Annotated in this window: 15 protein-coding genes; 4 read left to right on the forward strand and 11 right to left on the reverse strand. The window is 70.1% G+C overall.

Features of this window, described 5'->3' with window-relative positions:
- Window positions 1-295: hypothetical protein (locus tag VGV60_16715; protein ID HEV8702915.1), on the forward strand; the 295-nt coding region annotated here is incomplete at its 5' end.
- A gap of 174 nt (window positions 296-469) precedes the next feature.
- On the opposite strand, the gene VGV60_16720 is transcribed toward VGV60_16715, so the two are convergent.
- From VGV60_16720 to VGV60_16730, 3 genes are all read right to left on the reverse strand, one after another.
- Window positions 470-9,016, reverse strand: a complete 8,547-nt coding sequence (locus VGV60_16720; GenBank protein HEV8702916.1) for a glucoamylase family protein — start codon at window positions 9,014-9,016, stop codon at window positions 470-472.
- Window positions 9,017-9,145: 129 nt separating this feature from the next.
- A complete protein-coding gene (locus VGV60_16725) occupies window positions 9,146-10,654 on the reverse strand; it encodes a M20/M25/M40 family metallo-hydrolase (protein ID HEV8702917.1) in 1,509 nt (502 codons plus the stop codon).
- 42 nt (window positions 10,655-10,696) lie between these two features.
- A complete protein-coding gene (locus VGV60_16730) occupies window positions 10,697-11,698 on the reverse strand; it encodes a TlpA disulfide reductase family protein (GenBank protein ID HEV8702918.1) in 1,002 nt (333 codons plus the stop codon).
- Window positions 11,699-11,938: 240 nt separating this feature from the next.
- On the opposite strand from VGV60_16730, the gene VGV60_16735 reads away from it, so the two are divergent.
- Window positions 11,939-12,247 carry a PadR family transcriptional regulator gene (locus tag VGV60_16735; GenBank protein HEV8702919.1) on the forward strand — a complete coding sequence of 103 codons (309 nt, stop codon included), beginning with the start codon at window positions 11,939-11,941 and terminating at the stop codon, window positions 12,245-12,247.
- Window positions 12,248-12,258: 11 nt separating this feature from the next.
- Complete coding sequence (locus VGV60_16740; protein HEV8702920.1) at window positions 12,259-14,868, forward strand: ABC transporter permease; 2,610 nt, start codon at window positions 12,259-12,261, stop codon at window positions 14,866-14,868.
- A 35-nt stretch (window positions 14,869-14,903) separates the two neighbouring features.
- On the opposite strand, the gene VGV60_16745 is transcribed toward VGV60_16740, so the two are convergent.
- The 3 genes from VGV60_16745 to VGV60_16755 form a co-directional block, all read right to left on the reverse strand.
- Window positions 14,904-17,837 carry a protein kinase gene (locus VGV60_16745; GenBank protein HEV8702921.1) on the reverse strand — a complete coding sequence of 978 codons (2,934 nt, stop codon included), beginning with the start codon at window positions 17,835-17,837 and terminating at the stop codon, window positions 14,904-14,906.
- A 90-nt stretch (window positions 17,838-17,927) separates the two neighbouring features.
- Window positions 17,928-20,576 carry an ABC transporter permease gene (locus VGV60_16750; GenBank protein HEV8702922.1) on the reverse strand — a complete coding sequence of 883 codons (2,649 nt, stop codon included), beginning with the start codon at window positions 20,574-20,576 and terminating at the stop codon, window positions 17,928-17,930.
- Complete coding sequence (locus VGV60_16755; protein HEV8702923.1) at window positions 20,573-20,917, reverse strand: PadR family transcriptional regulator; 345 nt, start codon at window positions 20,915-20,917, stop codon at window positions 20,573-20,575. The genes VGV60_16750 and VGV60_16755 overlap by 4 nt, the downstream gene beginning before the upstream one ends.
- A gap of 223 nt (window positions 20,918-21,140) precedes the next feature.
- Here VGV60_16755 and VGV60_16760 point away from each other — a divergent pair, with 223 nt between their 5' ends.
- Window positions 21,141-21,299: a hypothetical protein gene (locus VGV60_16760; GenBank protein ID HEV8702924.1), complete on the forward strand. Its 159-nt coding sequence runs from the start codon at window positions 21,141-21,143 to the stop codon at window positions 21,297-21,299.
- Window positions 21,300-21,307: 8 nt separating this feature from the next.
- Here VGV60_16760 and VGV60_16765 read toward each other — a convergent pair whose 3' ends face one another.
- The 5 genes from VGV60_16765 to VGV60_16785 all read right to left on the reverse strand — a co-directional run bounded on the left by VGV60_16765 (window position 21,308) and on the right by VGV60_16785 (window position 26,356).
- A complete protein-coding gene (locus VGV60_16765) occupies window positions 21,308-21,625 on the reverse strand; it encodes a heavy metal-binding domain-containing protein (protein HEV8702925.1) in 318 nt (105 codons plus the stop codon).
- Between the two features lie 101 nt (window positions 21,626-21,726).
- Complete coding sequence (locus VGV60_16770) at window positions 21,727-22,374, reverse strand: DUF1648 domain-containing protein (protein ID HEV8702926.1); 648 nt, start codon at window positions 22,372-22,374, stop codon at window positions 21,727-21,729.
- Window positions 22,371-22,655 carry an autorepressor SdpR family transcription factor gene (locus VGV60_16775; protein HEV8702927.1) on the reverse strand — a complete coding sequence of 95 codons (285 nt, stop codon included), beginning with the start codon at window positions 22,653-22,655 and terminating at the stop codon, window positions 22,371-22,373. Before VGV60_16775 ends, VGV60_16770 begins: the two co-directional genes overlap by 4 nt.
- Before the next feature lie 75 nt (window positions 22,656-22,730).
- Window positions 22,731-24,095 carry an alkaline phosphatase gene (locus VGV60_16780; protein HEV8702928.1) on the reverse strand — a complete coding sequence of 455 codons (1,365 nt, stop codon included), beginning with the start codon at window positions 24,093-24,095 and terminating at the stop codon, window positions 22,731-22,733.
- A gap of 65 nt (window positions 24,096-24,160) precedes the next feature.
- Complete coding sequence (locus VGV60_16785; protein ID HEV8702929.1) at window positions 24,161-26,356, reverse strand: HD domain-containing phosphohydrolase; 2,196 nt, start codon at window positions 26,354-26,356, stop codon at window positions 24,161-24,163.
- Between the last annotated feature and the right edge of the window lie 169 nt (window positions 26,357-26,525).

Genomic DNA, 26,525 nt, shown 5'->3' on the forward strand with positions numbered 1-26,525 from the left:
GCGCGAGACCATCGCCTTCGGCCGCAGCTACAACGGCCTGGTCGAGCGACTCGCCCTGTTCGTGGTGTGGCGCAACCTGGTGCAGGCCCGCTCGGAGCGCCATCCCAGAGACGGCACCACGGCGATGCGGCTCCGGCTCACGAACCGGCCGTGGAGCTGGCCACAGGTGCTGGCGGAACGGCTGCATCCCGCTCGTGTCCAGGCAGGTCAGGAGGTGATGGAGCACTACCGCAGGGAGCTGGTCATCCCCTCCCTGCCGAACGAGCAGCGTCACACCCTGGTACGCGCCTTCTGACGCGAAATCGCCTCTACCGAACTCACTCCACTCTTGTTTGCTTCCACACTCTCAGCGCCACTATGGAGATTCTCCAGCATCACCCTGAGCAGGCGCGAGTCGGCCTGCGTGACGAGGCCCTCCGTACGTGAAAGTTGTTCGCCATCAGTAAGTTACTCTGAATGAGACCGATGCCTATCCCAACTGCACCAGGACATGGTGGTCGCGCCCGTCGTCGGACAGCGGGATGAGCGCTTCACCCGGAAGCGGGGCTCCGTCCAGGCTGACGAGGGATACCCCGCGGCAGACTCCCTGCGGATTCTCGACGGTGATCCGGTAGACGGCGCCGCCGAATCGGTAGGTGATCTCGAAGCCTGGCCACCCTCGGGGGATGCAGGGATCGACGCGCAGCGCGTTGCCTTCCTTCCGGAAACCGAGAATCCATTCCAGGCCCGCGCGGTACAGCCAGCCCGCGGACCCGGTGTACCAGGTCCATCCTCCGCGTCCCACGTGGGGAAGCTCGGAGTAGACGTCCGCCGCCACGACGTAGGGCTCCGCCTTGTACCTGAAGACCTTCTCAGGAGTGTCCGCATGCCGGATGGGGTTCAATAGACCGAAGAGATCGACGGCCCGGTCGCCGTCCCCCAGCTCGGCGAACGCCATGACCGACCAGATCGCGGCATGGGTGTACTGCCCGCCGTTCTCCCGGATACCGGGGGGGTATCCTTTTATATACCCGGGGTCGAGGGGTGTCCGGTCGAATGGCGGGGCGAGAAGCAGGTGCAGCCGTTCCTCGCGCAGAAGGAGCAGTCGCTCGGCGGATGCCATGGCCTGGCGCGCCCGATCCCTGTTGCCGGCGCCGGAGAGGACCGCCCAGGACTGCGAGATGGAGTCGATCCGGCATTCGTCGTTCGCCGCCGACCCGAGCGGCGTTCCGTCGTCGAAGAAGGCGCGTCGATACCACGCGCCGTCCCATGCCTCCCGGTCCAGCGAAGCCTCCAGAGAGTCGGCCCGCCTCCGCCAGCGGGCGGCACGCTCCACCTCCGCGCGCGAGTCGGCGAGCCGGGCGAACTTCCTCAGGTTCACAAGCAGGAACCAGCCCAGCCAGACGCTCTCTCCGCGGCCTTCGCGGCCGACGCGGTTCATGCCGTCGTTCCAGTCCCCGGCGCCGATCAGGGGCAGGCCATGGCTCCCCGAGTCCAGACCAAGGTCCAGGGCCCGCGCGCAATGCTCGAACAGCGTCCCCCGCTCCTCCGATGCCGTCGGCTCGAAGTAGGCTTCCTGCCGGCTGTCGTCCAGTGGGGCGCCCTCGAGCCATGGAACCTGTTCGTCGAGCACCGTCCGGTCCCCGGTCGACCGGAGATACTCGGACACCGCGTAGGGAAGCCAGAGGCGGTCGTCGGAGATCCGGGTCCGGACCCCGCGGCCCGTGGGAGGATGCCACCAGTGCTGGACATCCCCTTCCCTGAACTGCCGTGCGGCGGACCGCAGGAGGTGCTCGCGCACGATGTCGGGCCTGGTGGCCCCCAGGGCCAGGACGTCCTGGAGCTGGTCGCGGAAACCGTACGCTCCTCCGGACTGGTAGAGGGCGGATCGGCCCCAGGTCCGGCACGAAAGAGTCTGGTACAGGAGCCAGCGGTTGAGCATGAGATCCATGGAGCGATCGGGAGTCTTCACCTGCACCGCACCCAGCAGACCGTCCCAGTGCTCCTGATTCTCCCGAAGAACCTGATCGCAGCCCGTCGCTCGATAGCGCTCGATCAAGGCACGAGAGTGCTCGAGACTCTCCCCCTGCCCGAGGAGAAACAGCACCTCGGTGCGTGCTCCGGGCACGATTTCGACGACCGTCTGCAGCGCGGCGCAGGGATCCAGGCCCGCTCCCGTCTTTCCCGAGAGCCTCTGGCCACGCTCCAGCGACTCGGGATGGTCGAGGCTGGCGTTGCGGCCCAGGAACTCGAGGCGGTCGCCGGTCCAGGAGGTCTGGAGGCCCCCCAGGTCGGCGAAGGCGACCCGGCTCGCGAACTCTCCATTCCAGGCGTTTCGAGCGAGCATGGCCCCGGTCGCGGGATCGATTTCGGTGAGCACGAACGGGACGGAACCCGCGCGCGCGACGCCCAGCACCCACTCCGCGTACGCCGTGACCGAGAGCCGCCGGGTGCGGCCGGACCGGTTCTCCAGGGTGAGGCGTGAGATCTTGACGGGGTCGCTCCGCGGCACGAGCATCAGGAGATCCAGCGCGATGCCGTGCGAGGTGTGCTCGAAGCGACTGTACCCCTGGCCGTGCCGGATGACGTAGGGCTGGTCCTCTTCGCGCATGGGAAGGCAGGTGGGTCCCCAGACCAGACCGCTGTCCTCGTCACGCACGTAGAGCACCTCGCCCGGCGTGTCGCTGACCGGATCGTTGGACCATGGTGTCAGCCGGTTCTCCCGGCTGTTCACGGACCACGTGCACCCCGATCCCGCCTCCGAGACCTGGAATCCGAACTCGGGGTTGGCCACCACGTTGATCCAGGGAGCCGGCGTCCACTGCCCCTTGCCCAGCACCGTGACGTACTCGCGGCCGTCCGGTGTGAACCCTCCCAGGCCGTTGAAGAACTCGAGATCCAGCACGGGCGCGGAGACGGGCTCCGCCTTCCCGCGCGGGGGGCGGAGCCGCGGCGGAGCCGGCCCCGATCGTTCCAGCCGGATGGTCTGCTCGGAGAGCGAACCGCGGCTGGCCACGATCAGCACGCGCGCCGCCGAGCGCAGCAGGACCAGGTCCTGCGGGGGCAGGAGGTCCTCCCGAAGCACGAACACCCGCTCGCGCTCCCCCTCGGCCTCGCGACCGGCCGCGGATCGGCTGACCCGCACCATGGCCTCGATCGATTGCTGGAGATCCTGCGCATAGGACGTCCCCTTCGCATTGAGGATCACCAGATCGGCGGGGACCCCCTTCAACCCCCAGTACTCCTGCGCCCGAAGGAGCTGCCTCACGACGTCCCGATCTTCGTCCTGCTCGATGCGCACCAGGGCGATCGGCAGATCTCCGGAGATGCCGTAGGCCCAGAGCCCGGACGGTCCCCTGCGATTCGTGGCCAGCACCTGCGGCGCGGCGCGCAGCGTGGGATCGGTGTACAGCAGGCGATTGGCCAGGCGCTGGAACAGATGCGCCTCGTCCTGGGTGATCCTCAGGTGATGCAGGTGGACCTGGGCCCGTGTCCAGGCCAGGGTGCTTTCCCGCTCGAACGTCGCCGGCTGTTGATACTTCACGGCGATCTGGAGCGCCTCCTCCCGTGTCCGCGCCACGAGCGTGGTGTGCACGATGCGGACCGTCCCTTGAGGGGGGAGCGCCACCCGGTGCCTGAGGCTCACGATCGGATCCAGGACCGTCCCCGCCGAGTTGCTCAGCGGACCTCCGTCGATCATGGAGATCGGCGCGCGGACCCCGCGGCCCCGTCCCAGAAAGCGCGCGCGGTCGCTCTCGTACTGCAAGGCGTGGACGGTTTCGCCTTCCGGCGCGGCCAGATGGGCGAGCCAGACCCGGGGCTCGTCCGCCGAGCGCGGCCGCCTCGTGGCCAGCAGGGTGCCGAGGTGGGGAACGAACTCCGTCTCCACGAAGAGGTTGGAGAAGGCGGGGTGGGCCTCGTCCGCGGCCTGCGGTGCCAGCACGACCTCGGCATACGAGGTGAAATCGATCTCGCGGTGCCGGTTTTCGAGATTGGTCACCGTCAGCCGGCGGAGCTCCGCGTCGTCCTCGGGGGACACGACGATCTCGAGCACGATCGAAAGCGATCGGTCCCTCTGCTCGATCCGGGCCCGGTCTTCCGTATAGACCACCTCGTACCGGTCCGAGGGTGTCCCGCTCGGCTGGTATCCCGAGGACCACACGCCGCCGGTTCCCGCGTCCCGCAGGAAGACGAACGTCCCCCAGCAATCACGCGTCGTGTCCTCGCGCCAGCGGGTCACTGCCAGGTCGCGCCATCGGCTGAACCCGGCGCCCGCTGCCGTGACCATGACGGTGTACCGCCCGTTGGAGAGAAGGTGGGTGCGGGGTGTGATGTCGTGCGGCGAGTCGAAGCGCCGCAGGGTGGGAGGAAGCAGGTCCCGCACGAGCGCCGCGACCTGAACCTCCTCCGCCCGTGGCCGCGTGATGGCGACCGCACGCGGAGTTCTCTCCTGAAGCAGGAGGTCCGCCGCCTGGATCTTCGGATGAGCATGAAAACGCCTCCGGGTCGCGGCCTCGTTCAGCACATTCCCCAGGGAGACGAGGGTCATCCCCTGGTGATGCGCCATGTAGGCGCGGACCACGGCGGCCGTGGTCTTCTCCGGCAGCCTCGAGGGGGTGTAATCGAGCGCTTCGTAGCAGCCGTAAGCTCCCCGCGCGCCCGACTGTTCGAGGCGGGCGAAGTTCTTGACGGCGGCGCCGGGGTTGACCATGGCCGCGAGGGCGGTGGCGTACGGAGCCACGACCACGTCCTCGGACAGCCCGCGCTTCAGCCCCAGGCCGGGGACGCCGAAGGCGGAGTACTGATAGGTGAGCTCCGCGTCACGCACGTTGTACGCCGATTCGGAGACCCCCCAAGGCACCCGACGCTCCGCGCCGTAGCGGATCTGGCGCCCCACCACGAGGCGGCAGGTCAGATCCAGAAGGCTCTTGGCGGGCTGCGACATCACGAGCATCGGCATGAGGTACTCGAACATGGACCCGGACCACGAGACCAGGGCCGCTCCGTGACCGATCGGCGTCAGGGAGCGGCCGAGATGGAACCAGTGCTGGGGCGGCACGTCCCCCTTGGCGATGGCCACGAAGCTCGCCAGCCGGGCCTCGGAGGCCAACAGGTCGTACCTGCCGGGATCGAGCGTGTTCTCGGCCACGCGATAGCCGATGGAGAAGAGCTTGGAGGTCGGATCGAGCAGGAACTGGAAGTCCATGGCCTGGACCATCTCGTCCGCGAGCGAGGCGAGGGCCGCGAGGCGATCCGCGAGGGTCCCGTCCTGGAGCTGCGCATCGCGGGCATGGCTCCGGACGGAGCCCTGGACGGCGCTCGCCCAGATCAGAATCTCCGATCGGGAGTCGTGCTGGACCTCGCGCGCATGCGCGCGCGCGACGTCCAGAAGGTTGTCCGCTCGCGACTCGAGCTCACGAAATCGGCGGAGTCGATCGGGCGGCGACGACGGGAGCCCCTCGAGTGCGGCGGCCGTGGCCTCCGCGGCCTCGCGCAGCCGCGCCGCGGTGGCCGCCGGTCCAGAACGGGCGGCAGCGGCCCTCTTCATCGCATCGATCAGCAGATGGAGCGCGTCACCGATCCCCTCGAGGATCTCCGGTCCCGCGAAGGGACGGTGCATGGGCTCGCGGCACGCCCGCGCCAGGGCGATCAGGTACCCTGCCAGGTTGCCGCTGTCCACGGTGGACACGTACATCGGCTCCAGCGGCCGGAGGTCCCGCGTGTCGTACCAGTTGAGGAAGTGACCCCGGACGCGGCGCAGGTCTCCCATGGTCCGGAGCGTGGCCTCGAGCCGCTCCACCGTCTCCAGGGTTCCGATCCAGCCGAAATCGCGGGCGACCAGCGTGCTGAGCAGATAGAGCCCCAGATTCGTCGGCGAGGTCCGGCGGGCCTCGACGGGCTCGGGATCCTCCTGGAAGTTGTCCGGCGGGAGGTGATGGTTCCGCTCGTCCACGAAGGTTTCGAAGAAGCGCCAGGTCCGGCGGGCGACGAGCCGCAATGAGCGCGTCTCCGAGGGGGAGAGGGCATGCGATGCCTCGAGCTTCGGCGGGACGCTGATGCGCCATGCGAAGACGGGAGCCAGCAGCCAGAGGAGAACGAACGGCATGGCCACGGGCCAGGCTCCCGGCTTGAGCAGGACGAGGAGCAGGCCGGCTCCGGCGGCCAGGAGCACTCCCGAGCGCAGGTGCCAGTAGAAGAACCGGAGTCTCAGGTCGGCGCCGTAGCCCCCCTGCGCGGCCGTCACCCACGCGAGGAGGTGCCGCTTCGTGATGTAGACCCGGCCGAGAGTGCGAATCATGGCGTCCACCATGAGCCAGGCCTGGTGGGCGAGCATGGTGATGGCCAGGAGCGTCTGCGACAGGGCCACGATGACGTCGTGGCCCACGTCGCGAAGGTGGCTTCGTTTGGAGATCCCCCATCGTCGCGGGAGGAGGCCGTCGAGAACCGGGATCACGGCCGGCAGAACGATGGATCCGACGAACAGCGCCGTCCAGCAGAGCGGCGGAGCCGCCGGGACGATCCAGGCGGTCACCGCAACCAGGAACGTCGAAGGCGCGGCGAGGCTTCGGCGCAGATTGTCCAGCATCTTCCAACGGCAGTGGTTCGGGATGCGGGTCCTCTGTCTCCTGCCCGCGGTATCGCGCGCCTGACCCAGGATCCAGGGCAGAAGCTGCCAGTCCCCGCGCACCCATCGATGGTCACGGCGGGCGGCGACCTCGTAATGGGTGGGGAATTCCTCGAAGAGCTCCACGTCGGTCGCCAGCCCGGCGCGCGCGAACGAGCCCTCGAAGAGATCGTGGCTCAGGAGCGTGTTCTCCGGGACCTTCCCTTCGAGGGCCGCCTCGAAGGCATCGACGTCGTAGATCCCCTTTCCCGTGTACGACCCCTCGCCGAAGAGGTCCTGATACACATCGGAGACCGCGGCCGCGTACGGATCCACGCCCCCGGGGCCCGAGATGATCCGCTGGTAGGTCGTGCTCCCGGGACCCGTCGGCAGGGACGCCGTGAGCCGGGGCTGCAGGATCGCGTACCCCTCGACGACGCGTCCCTTGCGAGGATCGAACCGCGGCCGGTTCAACGGGTGCGCCATGGCCCCGACCAGCCGGCGGGCGGCCCCCAGCGGAAGCCGGGTGTCGGCATCCAGGGTGATGACGTAGCGAACGTCCTGAGGCGCCGCGGGGGGCCGACCGTTGATCGGAATGAACGTCGTGTCCCGGGCGCCGCGCAGCAGCCGGTTCAGCTCGTGGAGCTTTCCGCGCTTTCTCTCCCAGCCGATCCACCGGCCTTCCCCGTCGTTCCAGAGTCGCCGGCGATGCAGCAGAAGGAACCGCTCCCCGCCGCCGGGCGGGCTGCCGTACCGCGCGTTGAGCTGGGCGACGCCGCCGGCCAGCTCGGACAGGAGGTCCTCGTCGCCGGGCATCCTCTCGCCGGGCGCATCCGCCCAGTCCGTGACGAGGGCAAAGTGGAGATGGCCTTCCGGATTCGCGAGATAGTGCACCTCGAGCCGCTCGAGATGCTCCTCGATGTCGGCCGGGCGCGCGAGCAGCGTGGGCATGACGACGAGGGTGCGAAGCTCGGACGGCACGCCCTGGGCGAGCTCGAGCTTGGGGAGGAGCCTCGGTGGAACGAGAAACGGGACCAGGCGGTGGACGAGCGACACCGCGATGTTCGAGGCCGGCACCAGGCCGAGGATTCCGAGAAGGACGAGGATCCACGGGGCGGCTCCGGCCGTCCGGGTCAGGACCAGCGGGCCGGAGAGCAGGAGGGCGGTGAGTGCCGCGATGCCGCCCAGGTAGCCCGCCAGCGCATGGGCGCGATAGGCGCGGCGGAGCCGGATCCGCAGGGGGACGCGAAAACCCAGACGCCTCTCGAAGGACCGCCGGCCCCCGGCGACCAGGTAGTATCCGGGGTCCTCCTCGGCGCTCCGGGGAACGCCCGGAAGGGTCTCCGCCTGCCGGTTCACCCGGCTCGCGCTGCGCGCCAGGAGCACCGCTTCCTGCGCCACCTCGACCTCGGAATGATCCGATCGCTGGGCGAGCATCTCGATCCGGGCCCGGTACTCGTCCCGGGTCGTGAAATCCATGGCGGCGAAGCCGGGGGCGCTCCGAAGGACCTCGTCCACCAGGCTGACGCTCTCGAAGAACTCGGGCCAGTCGATGGAGGACATCCATCGCATGCTGGTGATGATGTTCCGGACGGTGACGTTGGCCGCGGCCTGCGCCTGAAGCTCCTGGGCGACGACCTCGTCCGCTGATGTCCCCTGGGCGCCCAGCTTCTTTTCGAGCCAGACCAGGGCCGGCATGACCGAGGGGTCCAGTCCACGAAGCCGCTGGACGAGCTGCACCGCGAACGCGCGGGCCAGCGGGGCGTCCCCCAGGCTGCCCAGGATCTCGTCCGGACGCTCCGCCGCCCGATCGCCGAGGCCCAGCAGGCGGTCCGCCAGAGCGTCGGCCCGGGCCCGCTCCTGGCGGGATCGGATGATCAGCTGCGACAGGCGTCGCAGGTTTTCCACGAGTGCTACTCGAAGATGGATGGCGACCGCCCAGAGCTCCCCGATGGTCAGCGGCTGGACCCGCTGGTAGGCCCGGACGAACCGCTGAATCGTTTCCATCTCGAAGCGGCTGTCGGTGTGCGCCACGTAGGCCCAGGCCAGTCCGTAGACGCGCGGGTACCCCGCGAGGTGGCCCACGGCGATCTTGGGCAGCAGGCGGTAGTAGCTCAGCGGGAGGTGGTCCCGGATGCCGCGGAGCTGTTCGTCCACGATGTGGAAGTTGTCGAGGATCCACTCCGCCGCGGGAGTGATCTCCTGCTTCGCCAGGACGGTTTCGGCGATGTTCCGGTACCCGGCCAGGAGCACGCGGGCATTCTCGCGGACCCTGGGGAGGAGATTCCGTCTTCCGGGAGGCTTCCCGGTGGTGCGATGGGCCGCGGCCAGGCTCTCGGCGTGCTGCTCCAGGCGCTCGATGCCGAAGATCTCGGCACGGATCGGCTCTTCCAGGAGAGCAAGACTATCGATGATCGCCGCGGTGTCCTTCATCTCGAGCTTCCATCCCGGTGGGCTGGATCGTCTACGGGCGGCGTTCCGGACGCCGAAGGTTGTCACGCACTTGCTGGGATGCGGCCTATTGTACTCTCTGCGGGAGGCCTGGTGAGGCTCCGGGCCGTCTCAGCGGATGGCGGCGAGCTCGAAGAGGTAATCGACGAACGAGGCGACGGCGCCGTCCCAGCCCGCCACCTTGGGATTCGACGAGTCGATGACGAAGTACTCGTCGGGGGCGTGCGCGCCGCTCCCGTGGCCGAGGCCGAAATGGCCGGAGGGGAGCTTGAGCGGCTCGCCGGTGAAGACGTACCCGGGATACGAGCCGGCGTTGCGCGGCCACAGGAAGGGGTCGAGCCCCGCACGCTTGTAGACCGAGAATTGCGCGCGGATGATCGGCGCGTCCGCCGAAGTGCCGGTCGGGTCGTAGCCACCGCTCGGGTTGACCTCGATGTCGCCGAACCCGCGCTTCTTGAGGTGCGCCTTGAGGGCGGCCACCGCGCCGTCGAACGTCATGTCCGGCACGAGGCGGAGATCGAGCTTGGCCACCGCCCGGTGCGGGAGGACGGTCTTTCCGCCGGGTCCGGTGTAGCCAGCCACGAGCCCCTCGATGTTCACGGTCGGGGTGAAGAGGAATCGCTCCAGTGACGCCCGCCAGGGGAGGTCGTGGGCCCAGCGCTGCGCGGACAGCAGGCTCTTGGCGGTGGACTCGTTCAGCCGGTCCGCTGCGGTGTCGAGCATGGCGCGCTCGGCGGCCGAGGCCGGGCGGGCGGCGTCCGCGAAGCCGTCGATGGCCGGATCTCCGTCGGGCGTGACCAGCGTGTTGAGCGCCTGAACAAGGTGGAACGCGGGGCTGTCGAGACGTGCCCGGTTGCTCGAGTGCACGTCCTTCCCGGGCCCGCGCCCCCACTTCTCTCCGCTCGCGACCAGCTCCAGCTCGACGACCCCTTTCGCGCCGAGCGAGACCGTCACGGTGCCGTCCGGGTCCTGGGACGCCGACGGCATGAAGACGCCGCTGCAGCGCTTGAGCGCGGCGGCCACCTCCGGCCGCTGCGCGACCTGCCGGAAGTGCGGCGAGCCGATCTCCTCCTCCCCCTCCGCGACCAGGACGAGGTTGACCGGAACCTTCTTGCCCGCCCCCCGGATGGCGTGCAGGGCGGCCAGGAACGCGGCCTCCGGCCCCTTCTGGTTCACCGCGCCGCGCCCCATCAGGACCTTCCCCAGGCCGGGCTTGTCTACGATGGCCGCGTCCCAAGGCGGCGAGGACCACTCGGCGGGATCCGCCTGCTTCACGTCGTACATGAAGTAGAGGCCGATGGTCCGCGGGGCGCCCGCGTCCAGCGTGGCGAACACGCCGGGCTGGCCGTCGGTGGGGACGCGCGTGACGTTTTCGAAGCCGGCCTCGCGCGCCAGGCGCATCATCATGTCGCATCCCTCGTTCATGCCTCGGTTCTCGGCGGCAATCGACGGTTGCCGCACCCATTCCTGAAGCCGGCGCACCCCTTCATCGTGGCGCTTGGCGATTTCCGCGCGAATCGCGGCGAGCTTGTCGTCTGTGAAAGCGGCCGGCTGGAAGGCGAGCGCCGCCGCCAAGGCGGCGGCCGCGGCGGCGAGACGGCGACGTGCGATGGTCGACATGGCGCGCAGTCTACCTCAGACCGGCGGGGGGCGGCGCCTCTTTCAGCGCGTGATCTTCGCCAGCGCGCGGTCGAGCTCGGCGTCGGTGAGCCGTGTGGGGGTGTACTCGCGCACCACCCCGGCGCGGTCGACGAACACGAACGTCGGGGTGCTCGAGCCGCCGTAGCGCTCCATCGAGGCGGTGCTGATCACGATCGGAATCGATCCGACGTCGGCGTAGACCGTTTTCCACACGCTGTCGATCCGCGCCTTCTCGGCCGCGCGATTCGCCTCCTCGTCGTAGTAGCGGGTCAGCGCCACGAATTGAACGCCTTGGGCGGCGTGGCGCTTCCGGGCGCGTGCCAGGGCCCCCTGCTGGGCCTTGCAGTCGCCGCACCACTCGGCCCACAGGAACAGCACGACCGGCTTGCCCTTGAGGGAAGCCAGCGCGGGCGGCCGGTCGCCGATGAAGTCCTCGATCGCCAGCTCCGGCGCGGCGCTCCCTGTCAGCGTCAGGATGTCGATCCGCTTGTTGAGGCGCGAGCGCAGCGCCACGGGACCGGTGATCCCGGCGAGCTCGCGGCGCACGAACTCCGCGGCCTTCCGCGGTCCGCTCGTGCGCTCGATTCGCTGCGCTTCGACCTCGATCGCCGCGCCGAGCGCGATCTCGAGGACGTGGTCCGCTTCCAGACTTGCTCCATGCGCCATCCGGTCGGCGCAGCGCGCGCGCACGTCGGCGGCGTAGCGCTTCGCCTTATCCAGGTCCCCGACCAGCAGGGCGCCGCGCGCCAGCCACGAGAGTCCGCTCAGGTAGGGATCGTCCTCTCCGTTGTCGGCGCGATGGACCTCGAGCATCGACTCGGCGCTCAGGAGATCCCCCGCCGCGAGCTTGTTGCGGATGCCGCTCACCGGACTGGGAGCGGGGGACGGAGAAGGCGAGGCCGCCGGGACGGGCGGTACTGAGGCCGGTGGAGGCGTGGGATTCCGGGCGAGCGCGACCGAGCCGGCCGCCAGCGTCACCGCGGCCGCCCACGCGATCAGATGTCGAGGCCATCCTGGCGACATCAGAATCTCCTCGGGACGGAGGAACCCTCCGCCATGGCACCGGCGCCGACCGGGGGGAGGATCTTACTCCCGGGAGGGCCATGGCGGAATGACACTCGCATCGCCACCATCCGGGATCTCCTCGGAATGCCACGCCCGGCGAGATGATGGCTCCACTTGACAATCTAGGGGAGGCGCGTGGTATCGTCTCTCATCTTGATTGTCTAGAGGAGACCGCCCCTGTCCGAAAAACCGTCCGGCGTGGTCCAGGGCACCCTGGACATGCTCATCCTGAAGACTCTCGCCCTCGAACCGATGCATGGGTACGGCATCGGCGTCCGTCTCAAGCAGATCAGCCGGGGAGTCTTCCAGGTGAACGTGGGCTCCCTGTTTCCGGCCTTCCGCCGCCTGGAGCGGGAAGGGCTGATCAAGGGGGAGTGGCGCGGGACGGAGAACAACCGTCGGGCCAGGTATTACATCGCCACCGAGCGCGGGCTGAGGCAGCTCAAGAGTGAGACCCGGGAGTGGGAACGACAGACTGCGGCCATTGCCAGAATCCTGGAAGCCTGAAGAAGAACTCCATGTCGCTTCTGCGGAGATTCGCCGGCGGAATTCGGGGCCTGCTGCGAAAGGACCGGATCGAACGGGAGCTCGACGAGGAGCTGCGGGGTTTCCTGGATGCCGCGATCGCGGAAGGAATGCGCGCGGGCATGAGTCGCGAAGACGCGATTCGGGCCGCCCGGATGGAGATGGGGAGTCTTGACGCCGTCAAGGAGGAGGTCCGCGCCGTAGGCTGGGAAACCGCGCTGGACACGGTGTGGCGGGACGTGCGGCACGGTGCCCGCGTGCTGCGGAATCATCCGGGGTTCGCGTGCGCCGCCATCCTGACGCTGGCATTGGGGATCGGCGCCAACACCGCGATCTTCAGCGTCGTCAGCACCGTCCTGCTCAAACCATTGCCCTATCCCGACCCCGACCGACTCGTGACGTTGCCGGGCGGACAGTCGCTGCCGGACCTCATGGACCTCGCGGAGCGGTCGACCACATTCGAGGCACTGGGGGCAAGCGCCGGCTGGGCCCTGGATCTGGTGGGCGAAGGAGAGCCGCAGCGAATCGACGGCGAGCTGGTCGCGGGGGACCTGTTCCGGGCGCTCGGGGTTCAGGCGCTCCTCGGACGCACCTTTTCCGAAGCGGATGACCGCGCGCGCGCCCCCGTCGTGGTGGTCAGCCACGAGTTCTGGCGGGCCCACCTGGCCTCCGATCGGGCCGCCGTCGGCCGGCAGCTCAACCTGAGCGGGGCCGCCTATACCGTGATCGCCGTGATGCCGCGGGGGTTCAGGCTGCCCTTCTTCGCCTTCAAGTCCCAGATCTGGATTCCGTTTCGAACCGGGTATCCCGAGGGGGCCGATGCGCGCGGGGCCCACTTCCTTCTCGCCGTGGCGCGACTCCGGGACGGCGCGAGCCTCGGCGACGCGCGAACCGAGTTGGAGGTGATCGGCAGGCGAATCGGAGAGCTGAATCCAACCGAGGCCCGGGATTTCACGGCCGAAGACCTGCGCGATCACGTGGTCGGTGGAGTGCGCACGCCGCTCTTGATCCTGCTGGGGGCGGTCAGCCTGGTGCTGCTCATCGCGTGCAGCAATTTCGCGTCTCTCCTGCTGGCGCGCGGCGTGGCGCGACGCCGGGAGATGCAGGTGAGGCACGCCCTGGGCGCCAGCCGCGGGAGGCTCGTGCGCCAGCTCGTCACCGAGAGCGCGGTGCTGTCGATCCTCGGTGGCGGAGCAGGCGTCCTCCTCGCCAGCCGCGGGGTGGACCTTCTGGTGCGCCTGATGCCCACGGAGCTCCCGTCCTTTCACCATGTCGCCATCGACTCCCGGACGATGATCTACACGCTGCTGGTGTCGGTCGCCACCGGCCTGGTGTTCGGCGTGGCGCCCGCCTTGCACCTGTGCAACGCCGGGGCGGTGCGGCCTTCCGGCGCGCGCTCCACGGAAGGCCGATCGTCGCTGTGGCGCGCGCTGGTGATCGCCGAGCTGGCGCTGGCGACGGTGCTGTTGATCGGGGCCGGGCTTCTGATCAGGAGCTACTGGCATCTGCGAAGCGTGGCCTTGGGGTTCGAGCCCGACCGGGTCCTGACGTTCCGGCTGACGCTGCCGGCGTCGCGCTACGAGCCGATCCCCGCCCAGGAGTCCTTCCTCGCGCGATTGGACCAGGGGCTGCGTGCGTCCCCCGGCGTCGCTGCGGCCGGTCTCGTCAGCGAGTTGCCTCTGGCCGGATGGCGCATGCTGCACAACATGATCGTCGAGGGCCAGGCGCCCGTGCCCGAAGGCCGGGAGCCGGAGGTCCACACCCACGAGGTCAGCCCCGATTACTTCGTCGCGATGGGAACGCCGCTGCGGCGCGGGCGCGGCTTCACCGACCAGGACGGTCCGACCTCGCCGCTCGTCGGCGTGGTCAACGAGGCGTTCGTGCGCCGGTTCCTTCCCGATCGCGATCCCCTGGGGGCGCGCGCCCGCTGGGCTCGGGGCGAGCCGGACGCCTGGATGACCATCGTGGGGGTCGCCGCCGACACGCGCTTCGAGGCGCTCAACGAAGACCAGCCGCCGACCATCTACACGCCGACCACTCAGAAGCAGCAGCCGTGGAAGCGCTGGACCTCGGCCGTCATCCGCAGCAAGGCAGGGGATCCCATGCTGTTGGCCGATTCCCTGCGGCAGGTGGTGTGGCGCTTCGATGCCCGGTTGCCGATCACCGATGTGGCCCCCATGTCGGCCGTCATACAGGAATCGGTCAGCGAGCGCCGCTTCAACCTGATGCTGCTTTCGGCGTTCGCGGCCCTGGCGGTCGTCCTGGCCGCGGTCGGCGTGTACGGAGTCCTGGCGCACCTGGTCGCGCAACGCTCGCGGGAGATCGGGGTCCACATGGCACTCGGCGCCCAGCGCTCCGATATCTTCCGGCTGATGCTCCGTCAAGGGCTGCCGCTGATCGGCTGGGGCATGCTCGGCGGCGGGCTGGGGGCGCTGTGCGTCACCCGCGTCCTCCGCAGCCTGTTGTACGAGGTGGGCGCCGCCGACCCGGCGACCTTTGGCTCCGCCATGGCGGGGCTTGCCCTGGTGGGGCTGCTCGCCAGCTTCATCCCCGCGCGGCGCGCCCTGCGCGTCGATCCCGCCGTCTCGTTGCGGGACGAGTAGGATCGGACTCCCCTCGCAGCCGCGGGCGTTCTGCCTCAGCGCTCCCGCAACCGCACGAGCCCGGCCTCCGCCTCTTCGAGCAGCGGGCGGACCTCCGCGTCGCACCCCTGCCACGCGGCGGCAAAGCGGCCGTAGTGCCGCGCCGCCCGCTCCGTGTCCCCCAGGCGCTCGTGGATCGCCCCCCGCTTGAGATGCGCGGGAATGGCGTAGATCAGATCGTGGACCGAGCCGCGCAGGAACGAGGCGTACCAGGGGAGGGCCTCCTCGTGGCGCCCGGACTCCTCGAGCCATTCCGCCAGGGTGAAGCGCTCGTCCGCCTGCGCGTGGAGCAGCGACGGGAAGACGAGATCGAAGCGCACCGGCCTCCTGGCCCGCAGAAGCACCTCCAGCGCTTTCTCGCGGCGTCCCTGGGACCACGCGCAGCGCGCCCGCAACCCCGCGGCCATCTCGCGCACCAGTGCCTCCACGTCGGGGGGACAAGCCGCCGCCTCGAGCGCCGCGGCGTGCTCCAGCGCCTCGGCATGGTCCCCCAGGCGCTCGCTCAGGAGCCCGAGCAGGTAGAGACGTTGATGGCCGTACAGATCCGCCCGCGGCAGGAGCCGCGAGGCCGGCTCACGGACGGTGGCCGGCGGGGCAGGCGTCCAGCGGCCAAGATCGGCGCGCAACGTCTCGAGAGCGGACGCCGGCGCGCGCACGACGGGAGAGGCGGCCGTGAATCCCCGGTACACCAGCGCCTGATCGGGGTCCAGGGCCGCCGACGCGGCCAGCTCGGCCTGCGCCGATCGCCAGCGGCCCCGGGCCAGCTCCAGGTGGGCGCGCAGCACGTGTCCGAGCGCGCGCACCTCCGGAGATCGCACCGGATCGATCGCCGCCGACGTCAGCCTGAGGGCCCCCTCGAGGTCGCCGAGGTAGGCGGCGACCGCGCGGACGGCCCAGTTCACCGCCCGATCGCTCGCTTGGCGCAGCTCGGCCTCGACGCCGTCCTGTCCGCCGGCGTCGCCGAGAGCGAAGGCCCGCGCGGCGCGCATCCACGTGGCGGCGTCGCCGGTGGGGCTCAGGGCGAGGACTCGCTCGACGAGGGTCTCGAGCGTGGCCCGGTCTCCGCAGCTCGCTGCAATCGCCCCAAGATGGACGAGCCCGTTGACATGGTCGGGGTCGAGGGCGACCACGCGCTCCCACGCCTCCCGCGAGTCGGCCATCGGGCGGCCGCGCAGCGGGCCGGCATGGAACTGGACCTCTCCCAGCTGGTACCACGCCTCGACGTCGTCGGGATAGGTGCCGAGCACCGACCGGTAGAGCCGCTCGGCCTCGTCGTTGTCGGCCCGCAGCACCGCGTGAAACGCCTCGAGCAGGCGGCCGTCCCGCTCCGAGAGGCGTGTCCTGTGCCGGAGCGCCTGGCCGGCGGCCTGAAGCGCCAGGTCCGCCTGCCCCGACCACAGCGCCGCGACGCTCATCCGGTACCAGGCGAGGGCGAATCCCGGATCGACGCCGACCGAGCGCCGGTAGGCCTCCACGGCGGGCTCCCGGCGCATGGCGCGCATCTCCGCCTCCCCTTCGAGATAGGCCTTCAGGGCGGCGAACGATCCGGTCGCCAGCGCCGCGATCCGGGTGAATCGGGTCTCCGGCCCCCCGCAACGCCCCGTCAGGAGCTGCGTCGTGAGGTCGTCCACCATCCCGAAGATCCCGTCCGCGTCCCCCTGGACGGAGCCCCGCGCGACCGCCTGCCCGGCGCCGCACGCCTCGTACAGCGTGGCATTGAGCTGCACCCGACCGCCCGCCTCCAGGATGTTTCCGAGGACGAACAGCCCGGCTCCGAGGCGTTGCGCGAGACCCTGCGCGCAATCCGGGCCCACCGCCCCGCCGGCCTCCCGAGCCAGGGTTCCCAGCACGACGTGGGCGTCCACGCTCCGCAGTTCCCCCGCGCCGTCGAGCTTGGTGCTCAGGAGGTCGACCATGCCCTCCCTGAGGTAGCCGAACCGCTCGCTCCCGCGCACGGTGAACGGAAACACGGCGATGGTCGTGGGGGAGAGGGCGGCCGTCTCGCTGCCTCGTTCCGCCGGCTCGGCGACCCCGGCGCCGGCCGCCGCGCCCCGCAGATCGAGGAGGGCGCGCACGAGCTCCCGCGCGTCGTCGTATCGCTCCGCCGCCGGCTTCCTGAGACAGCGCTGCAGGACGCGCTCGAAGGCCGCCGGCAGTCCGGGCTGAAGGCGTGCCGGCGGGTCGGGCTCCGCTTCGAGGATCCGGGCCAGGATCGCCATGGCCCCCTCCGCCTCGAAGGGGCACCGGCCGGTCGCCATCTCGTAAAGGACCGTCCCGAAGGAGAAGATGTCGGAGCGGGCGTCCACCTCCTTGCCGAGCGCCTGCTCGGGAGACATGTAAGGAAGGGTTCCCTGGAGCCCCCCGGCCCGCGCGCCGCCGGCGATCGCCTGCCCGCCCGAAGACCGGGTGCGGCTGGTGCTCGCCGCCGCGTCATGGGTGGCTGCGGTCGGGGCGGGGATCGCCAGCCCGAAGTCGAGGATCTTCACCCGGCCCTGCCGCGTCACCATGATGTTCTGGGGCTTCAGGTCGCGATGGACGATCCGGCGGGCGTGGGCCTCCGCGAGACCATCCGCCACGTCCACGGCGATGTCGAGCAGGCGACCGAATGGCAGCGGGCCCGCGCGCCCCAGGAGGCTGTGCAGCGTCTCCCCTTCGACCAGCTCCATGGCGATGAAGGAGGCGTCGTCCGCTTCACGAACCTCGTAGATGGTGCAGATGTTCGGATGGTTGAGGGCGGCCGCCGCCCGGGCCTCGCGCAGGAGCCGCGCCCTCGGTCCGCCCCCGGCGGCGGTCGTCTCGGAGAGCACCTTCAGCGCCACCGGCCGCCGCAGGGTGATGTCCTCGGCCCGGAAGACGAGGCCCATCCCCCCCTCGCCGATCTTCTCGACGATACGGTAGTGCGAGACCACGTCCCCTGGCTTGAGCGGCACCGCGGATCTCCGGCCGAGTGGCCCCCATGATACCGCTTCGGCCGGCGGACGATCGGTGCGGGCCCGCGGGAGGAACGGGGCCCGGGCCGCCTATTCCTGGCGCAGAGCGATCATGGGATCGACCCGCATCGCGCGCCGCGCGGGCAGGTAGCATGCCAGGAGCGCGATGGCGCAGAGGAGGACGGACACGGCGGCGAACGTCAGCGGATCGGTCGGCCGCACTCCGAAGAGGAGGCCGCCGAGCAGGCGGGTGAGGGCCAGCGCGCCCAGCACTCCTATCGCGAGGCCCGCCAGGGTGAGCCGCAGGCCGTGGCCGAGCACCATCCAGAGTATATCGGAGTGCCGCGCGCCGAGCGCGACGCGCAGGCCGATCTCGGGCGCGCGGCGGCGCACGGCGTAGGACAGCACGCTGTAGATCCCCAGTCCCGCCAGCAGCACGGCGAAGCCGGCGAACAGGGCCAGCAGCAGCATCGACACCCGCTGGTGCGCCAGGGAATCCTCCATGAAGGCCTCGAGCGTCATCACCTCGAGGACCGGCTGCTCGGCATCCACTTGCCGGATGGCCGCGGTCACCGCGGGAACGATGTCCCCTGATTGCGGCCGCCCGCGGACCACGACCGACATCCAGGTCTGCGGCATCTGGGCCAGCGGGACGTAGAGGGTGGGGGATGCCTGCGTGTCCGCGAGTCCTTCCAGCTTCACGTCCCCCGCGACGCCCACGACCTCCCGCGGGACGCCGGGATAGAAGGACAGGGTCAGCCGCCTGCCGATGGGGTCCTCGTCCGGCCAGAAGCGCCGCGCCATCGATTCGCTGACGAGCACGATCCCGGGCCGGCCCGTGACGTCCGCCTCGCCGACGTCGCGGCCGCGCAGAAGCGGGATCTGCATCGCGCGCAGGTAGCCCGGCGTCAGCACGCGGACCGCGACCTCCGGCTGCTCGGAGAGGGCGGCCGCCGCGTGCCCCTCGATGGCCACGGGCTGCGTCGAGCCGCGCCCGGCCATGGGCAGCTGGTTGACGGCCCCGGCCGAGTCGATCCCGGGCTGGGCGCGCACGCGTTCCAGCGCCCGGTCGAAGAAGTCGATCTGCTGCGCCGGGGTGGCGTACCGGGTGGCGGGGATCGCCAGGAACAGGCTCAGGACGCCCCGCGGATCGAAGCCCGGATCCACGGCGCGCAGCACCGCGAGGGTCCGGATCATCAGCCCCGCGCCGACCAGCAGGACCAGGGACAGCGCCACCTCCACGATCACGAGCGCGCCGCGCGTGCGGTGGCCTCCGGAATCGGAGGCGGTCCTGCCCATGCCCTGTTTCAGCGCCTCGCTCAGATTGACCTTCATCAGCCGCAGGGCCGGCACGAGGCCCGCCGCGAGGCCGGTGAGGACGGAGATCAGCAGGGTGAAGCCCAGCGCGCGGGCATCCACGCGGACCTCGGAGGAGCGCGGCAGCGACTCGCCGAGAAACGCGACGATGCCGTCGACCCCTTCGCGCGCCAGGAACAGCCCGAGCGCCCCGCCGGCCAGAGCGAGCACGACGTTCTCGCAGAGGACCTGCTGCAGCACGCGGCCCCGGCTCGCCCCGAGCGCCGCCCGCAGGGCGATCTCCTTGCGCCTCGCCAGCGTCCGCGCCAGGACCAGGCTGGCGACGTTGGCGCACGCGATGAGCAGGACCAGGCTCACGGCCGCGAACAGCACCAGGAGCGCCGGCCGCACCTCTCCGACCATCTCGTCGCGCAGCGGCACGATCAGCGCTCCCCAACCCTTGTTGTCCGCCGGATACCGCTGCTCGAGCCGCCGGGAGATCGAGTCCATCTCCGCCTGGGCCTGCGCCACGGTCACGCCCGGCTTCAACCGGGCGACGGCCCGGTAGTCGTGCATGCCGCGCACCTGGCGCTCGGCGTCGGACCAGGCCAGCGGGGTCCACAGATCCGCCCAGCGCGGAAACCCGAACCCCGCCGGCATCACGCCGACGATCGTGTAGCTCTCGCCGCCCAGGCGGATCGTCTTTCCCACGACGCCCGGCTCCGATCCCAGGCGGGACCGCCAGAAGCGATGGCCGAGGACCGCGACCTTGTTCTTTCCCGGGGATTCCTCGTCCGGCGCGAAGGTCCGACCCAGGAGGGGGCGCGCGCGCAGCACCGCGAACAGGTCGGGCGCCACCTCGCCGGCGGTCACCGCCACCGGCCGATCGCCGTCCATCCAACCGAACGTCGTGGAACCGTACGCCGCCATGGCTTCGAACACGTGATTCTGCGCGCGCCAGTCGAGGTAGTTGGCCGGCGAGACGCTGAACCGGGTGAACCCCGGAAAGCTCTCGGGCGGAGGCGTGTGCCACACCTGGACGATCCGATCGGCCCCTTCGTACGGGAGCGGCCGCAGCAACACCGCGTTCACCAGGCTGAAGATGGCCGTGTTCGCCCCGATTCCCAGCGCCAGCGTGAGCACCGCCACCGCGGTGAAGCCCGGGTTCTTGCGGAGCCCCCGGAGCGCGTATCGGACGTCCCGGGCCAGGCTTTCGAGCCAGGGGACGCCCCGGCGCTCCCGGCACGCCTCGCGGACCTGCTCGACGCCTCCCAGATCGATGAGCGCGCGGCGGCGCGCCTCATCGGGGCTCATCCCGCGGCGCAGGTTGTCGTCGACGTGCATCTGGAGATGGCTCTCCATCTCGTCCGCGAGGTCCCGATCGAGCCTCCCCCCGTGCAGCGGCCCGCCGAGCCTCGACACCCAGGAGCGCAGGCGGCTCACCGGGACTCCTCCCCGGGCGACAGGAAGCGCGCGAGGATGGAGGTGGCCCGCTCCCAGTCCCGGGCTTCCCTGCCGAGGTGCCTTCGGCCGGCGCGCGTCAGCGTGTAGAACTTCGCGCGGCGGTTGTGGTCCGAGGTCCCCCACTCCGACGAGATGAAGCCTTCCTGCTCGAGCTTGATCAGGGCGGGATAGAGGGTGCCGTAGTTGACCAGCAGCCTGTCGCCGCTCGTCTGCTCGATGCGGCGCGCGATCCCGTAGCCGTGCAGCGGCCCCAGAGTGTCCAGGGTCTTGAGCACCATCAGGGCCAGCGTCCCCTTCCAGACATCGGTCTTCTCGCCCAAGGCTCCTCCTATGGGAAAACCATAGAGAGGATAGTCCGTTCCCTATGGGAATGCAATAGGGAGTTGCGTCGCCGCCTCCGTCCGCCGCGCAATGGGCCCCATCGAGAGGAGAGCATGAAGGACGATCCCATCGACCCAGGGCGCTGGCGGCGCCTCTCGGAGATCCTGGACCAGGCGCTCGCGCGGCCCGTCGAGGAGCGCCCCGCCGTCGTCCGCGCCGCCTGTGCGGGAGACACGGCGCTTCTGCCAGGCGGAAGCGCTCCTTGCCGGAAGCGAGGCCCCGGACGGCCTCCTCGACCGCCCGCTCGCGGGAGGCTTCGGCGAGCGGCGACCCAATTTCAAGGCGATTTTCGCCCGGGCCCGGAAGAACCCGGGCGGGTAGGAGGGCCGTTACACCACGACGGCCGTGCCGCTGACGCTCACCATCAGCATGCTGCCGTTCTGGCCGACGACCTCGTAGTCGAGGTCGATCCCGACGACGGCGTTGGCCCCGAGGCGCTTCGCCTCCGCCTGCAGCTCTTCGAAGGCGACGCGGCGGGCCTCTCCCAGCTCCTTCTCGTAAGCCGCCGATCGTCCGCCGATGACGTCGCGCACGGTCGCCATGATGTCCCGGAAGAGATTGGCCCCGAGGATCGCCTCGCCGGTCACGATGCCGCGATACTCCCGGATGGACTTGCCTTCGATGCTCGGTGTGGTCGTCAGGATCATCGAGGTCACCTCCAGATTACGGTCAGCGTCTCTGAAGCATACGCAGAATGGCGCCGCCGGGTTCCCGGCCCGAGGGCCGCGCTTCGGTGAGCGTCCCCCGATCAGATCTCTCCACGGCCGGCCAGCCTCTTGTACAGGACGAGCGAGTAGACCACCGGCACCAGGATGCCCGTCGAGAAGACGACCAGGGCGGCGACGAACGGCACGCCGAGAAAGACGGCGACGGCCCCCAGGAGCCCCACGGCGAAGAACAGGCGGGCGGCCAGCCGGTGCGTGTCGTTCCACACGCGCTCGCTGGCCAGGGTCCAGGGCGTCCGGACACCGATCCAGAAATTCCGGCGTACCCTTCCCAGGACGTTGCCGAGGAACGCGAGGAGCAGGAAGATCCCGCCGAACAGGATCCGGACGGGGTCGGCGGCGTCGGATCGCGCGGACCAGACGATCGCCCCGTGGACGTACGCGAAAAACGCGACGACCAGGACCATGATGTACAGGTAGGTGGCCCGGAACGAGTCCACCTCGAAGTGCCGTGGCGACAGCCATTGCAGGATCCGGAACAGCCCGATCATCCCGACCATGAGCGCCGGCATCAGGAAAAGCGCCACGGCCTTGGGTCCGTAACCGTCGACCTGTCCGTTCAGGTCCCAGTGCATCGGGATCGTCTCCGGCAGCTGCGGATAGAAGACCAGCGATGCTCCCAGGGCCGCCGCCACCAGGGCCGCCGACACGACGTAATAGACACGGGTCATGGCGTCCTCCTTTTCTTACCGTCCCCGAACAGATCCCAGAGCCACGACAGCGCCTCCTGAACCACGGTCGCGTCCAGGGCGTAGAAGATCTGCTGCCCCTCGCGCCTCGAGGTGATGAGATCCGCCTCCTTGAGGACCGCGAAATGGTGCGACATCGAAGGCTTGGTCATGTCGAACCGTTCGGCGATCCGCCCGGCGCTCATCTCGCCGCGCCCCAGGAGCCTCAGGATTTCCCTTCGCGTCGGGTCGGCCAGTGCCTTGAAGATCCGGTTCGAGGTCATGGGGTCCGGAATTCTTAGTTAGACGGATGTCTAAATATCATCCCGGCGGCAGGCGTGTCAAGGGACGGGGCCGGTCTACCGGCCGGGAGGCTTCCCCTCCAGGTGCTCCCGGAGGATGGTGTAGATCGTGGTGTTCTCGACGGTGCCGTGGACGCGATCGGCGCCGGCCCCCCAGGCGTAGAGGGGGACGTCGACACCCGTGTGCGCGGCGCTGCCGAGGGGGAGTCCGGAAGGGCGCGGGTCGTCCGCCCCATGGGGGGGCCAGTGTGTCTGCTTCTTCGTCCCGGGTCCGCTCGAGAAGGTGACCACCGGGTAAGGCTCGTCCTCCTTCCCGCCCGAGGGATCGCCATAGGTGGACCAGATGCCGTCCTTCTCGTCGGGATAGCCGTTCAACGCCAGGCCGCCGGTCTCGTGGTCGGCGGTCACGAGAACGAGCGTCGATTTCGGATCGAGGGTGTCGACCGCGTAACCGATCGCCTCGTCGAAGGCGGCGGTTTCGTCGACCAGGGTGCGCGCCCAGTTGGCATGGCCGGCGTGGTCGATCCGTCCCCCCTCGACCATCAGGAAGAACGGCTGCCCGGTCCTGCGCAGCGCGTCGATCGCGAAGCGCGTCATCTCGACGAGCGTCGGCGCGGTGCCCGCCGCGGGATCGCCGACCGGCTCCCCGCCTCCGCCGCCGACGGCGCCAGCGGCACCCGGCTCCCCGGCGGCCTCCCCGGCCGGGCGCGCCCTGGCCGCTTCGATCTCAGGCTGGTACGGGAGGTAGCCGTCGGCGAACAGGCCGAGGATGCGGCGATCGAGGCCGCCCATGCCCCGCATGGCCTCGGCCGTCTCGACGATGGTGAAGCCGGCCGCCTGCGCCTCCGCCCTGACATCGTCCGGGAAATACTTCCGCCCGCCCCCCAGCAGGAGGTCGAAGCCGCAGCCGGCCGTCTGCCGCGCGATCCCCGCCTCGTTCTCGCGGTCCTTCTCCTGGGCATAGAACGCCGCCGGAGTGGCGTGGGTGATGGTCGTGGTCGTGACCAGCCCGACTCGCAGGCCGCGTTTCTTCGCCCAGACGGCTATCGACTCGAGCTTCCTGCCGTCGGTCTTGCCGTAGACGGCCGAAGCGTCCTCGCACAGGATTCCGTTGGCGGTCTTCTGGCCGCACGCCATGGCGCTCGCCGCGGCGGCCGAGTCGGTGACCGGGCTGTCGGACGAGTGCGTGCGGGACAGGGCGGTGTACGGGAGCGCGTCCATGCGCAGCCGGCCTCCCGATCCACCGCGCGCCACGCGCGTGACGGTCACGTAGGCCGGCCCCATCCCGTCGCCGATGAACAGGACGGCGCTACGCTTGGGGCCGGGTGCGGCGCACACGACCGCCATCACGCCGGCGACGGCGAGGAGGATTGCGAAGAGACTACGGACCCATGAACTTCCGCGGGCTGGCCGTCCGGGCATGCGTGCCTCCCTGGCGATGCGACACCGAAGCGCGGGAGATTAGCACGGGTGGGACGGGAGCGGGATCAGGTTCCCGACGGTCTCCTGATCGGGAACGGCAGGACGTTCGGATTCATTTCGAGACGGGCGTTCTTCCGCGCCGCCTTGTTCTGGTACATGTTGTGGTCGGCGCGGACCAGGAGATCCTCGAACCCCTCGCCGTCCTGCGGGAAGAGCGCGATGCCGATCGACAGGCCGGAGCGCGCCACGTTCCCTTCCTCCAGGCGGAGCCTGAACAGGTCCACCGCCTGCTGCAGCCGCTCGGCCAGCAGGGCGGCCTGGGCGAACCCGGTCATGGGAAGCAGGGCGGCGAACTCGTCCCCCGACAGGCGGACCAGGATGTCGCGCTCGCGCAGGTGGCTTTTCAGCACGCGACTGATCTCGGAGAGGTACCGATCTCCGACGTGGTGCCCGAAACGGTCGTTGATCACCTTGAAGTTGTCGAGGTCGGCCTCGAGGAACGCCATCGGCTGGCCCGCCTGCTGAGAGCGGACTTTCTCCTGCTCGAACACCTGCCGCAGGTAGCGTGAATTCGGCAGGTTGGTCAGGCCGTCGGTGAGGGCGGACTCCTGGGTCTCGGCGAACAGGGTGCCGTTGCGCACCGCGGCCGCGGCCAGGCGGACGATGATGTCCATCATGCGGATGTGATCGTCCAGGCACGTCACCCCTTTGGGGAAGTAGAGCGTGATCACGCCCAGGACCTGCCCGTCGTGGATCAGGGGGAAGGCCGCGGCGGTCGAGTATTCCGAGAGATCGAGGCCGGCCCCGGCGAGGTCGAGATCGACGCTTTGCGAGAAGCGGTTGCTCTTCTGCAGCGCCGCCCAGCCGGTGATCCCCTCACCCACCCTGAGCGCCCGCCCGCGCAGGTTCTCGACGTTCGCCCCCGAGACGAAGCGCGCCGACAGGCTGTCGCTGTGATCCTCCAGGAGGTAGATCACGCACGATCGGAACGGCACCAGCTGGCCGATCTTGCCGGCGACGAGGTCCAGCACCTCCGGCAGGCGGAGCGACGAGCCGAGCGACTGGGCGATCTCATACAGCGAATAGACCTCGCGGTGCGCCGAGGAGATCGTGCTCAGGACGGCGGTCTGCCGCCCGACGATCGCCCCGCTCTCGTCCCGCTCCAGCCAGATGTTCGATTGGGCCACACCTTGCTGCAGGGCATCGAGCGGACCGGGAATGCCCGGCGATGACGGCCCTTCCCGGTCGCCGCCCGGACCGGCTGGCACGGCGCCGGCAGGACCGGCGTAGACGTCGTCGATTCTCTCGGCGCCGATCCCGCGGTGCAGGCTTTCCCCGAACCCCCCGGGGTCGCTCTGCGAGCCGGCCGGCACGCCGCTCCACAGCCCCAGGATGTCGGCGGCCTCGAGCGGTCCGGACGCGGCGTCGCCCGGGACGGCCGGGCCGGTGGCCCCCTGGGACGCGCGGTACGGCGACACGATGAGCCGTCCCAGGTTCCGCCGGAGCGTCGTCACCACCGCCGGGTCGAATTGCATCCCCGACCAGGCCTCGATCAGGGCGCAGGCCTCCTCCGGCGATTTGCGCCCGCGGTAGGCGCGATCGGAGGTCAGCGCCTCGAAGGCGTCGGCCACCGCCAGAACGCGGGCGGCCAGGGGAATCGCCTCCCCCTTCAGCCCGTCCGGGTATCCGGAGCCGTCCCAGCGCTCGTGGTGGTGCCGGACCGCGGGGACGACCGGGTAGGGAAAGTTGACGTGCGCCAGGATGTCGGCGGCCACCGCGGGGTGCGCCTTGACCTTCTGGAACTCCATGTCGGTGAGCTTCCCCGGCTTGTGCAGCAGGTGGTCCGGGATCGCCAGCTTGCCGATGTCGTGCAAAAGGGCCGCGGCGCGGACGGCCTCGAACTCCAGGCGCGGGACCTTCATGAGGCGCGCCAGCTCCATCGCGTAGGCCTGCACGCGGCGGGTGCGTCCCTGCGCATGCGGGTCCTTAGCGTCGATGGCCATGGCCAGGGCCTCGATGGTCGACAGGTGGACCTGCATCAGATCGTCCAGCCGCCTGAGCGTCGCGGAGGCGTTGCGCTTGTAGGCGCGGTAGACCAGGACCGCGAGCGCCACGATGGGCGGAATGACGGTGCACGACACGATCCCGATCGAGCCGATCAGGAGCAGGGACACGGCGGCCGCCGTGGTCCCCAGAAGGGCGGCTCCCGCCGCCGCGACCGCCATCAGGTAGAGACGTCCTCCCGGTCCGCTGGTTCTCATGCTCTCCTTGAGTATGCCGGACAGAGCTCCGGCGTTCCCTGTAATCGCAACGCGCGTGCCATCACGTCACGCACCGAATCACGCTTTCGGGCCGGCCGCGCAACTGATTGAAGACGCGCCTCTTGGGGCGCGCTGCTGCGGACGTTTCGCCAGGGCTGCCGGCCAGCTG

It is taken from the genome of Candidatus Polarisedimenticolia bacterium (genome assembly GCA_036001465.1).
Taxonomy (GTDB): Bacteria; Acidobacteriota; Polarisedimenticolia; order Gp22-AA2; family Gp22-AA2; genus Gp22-AA3.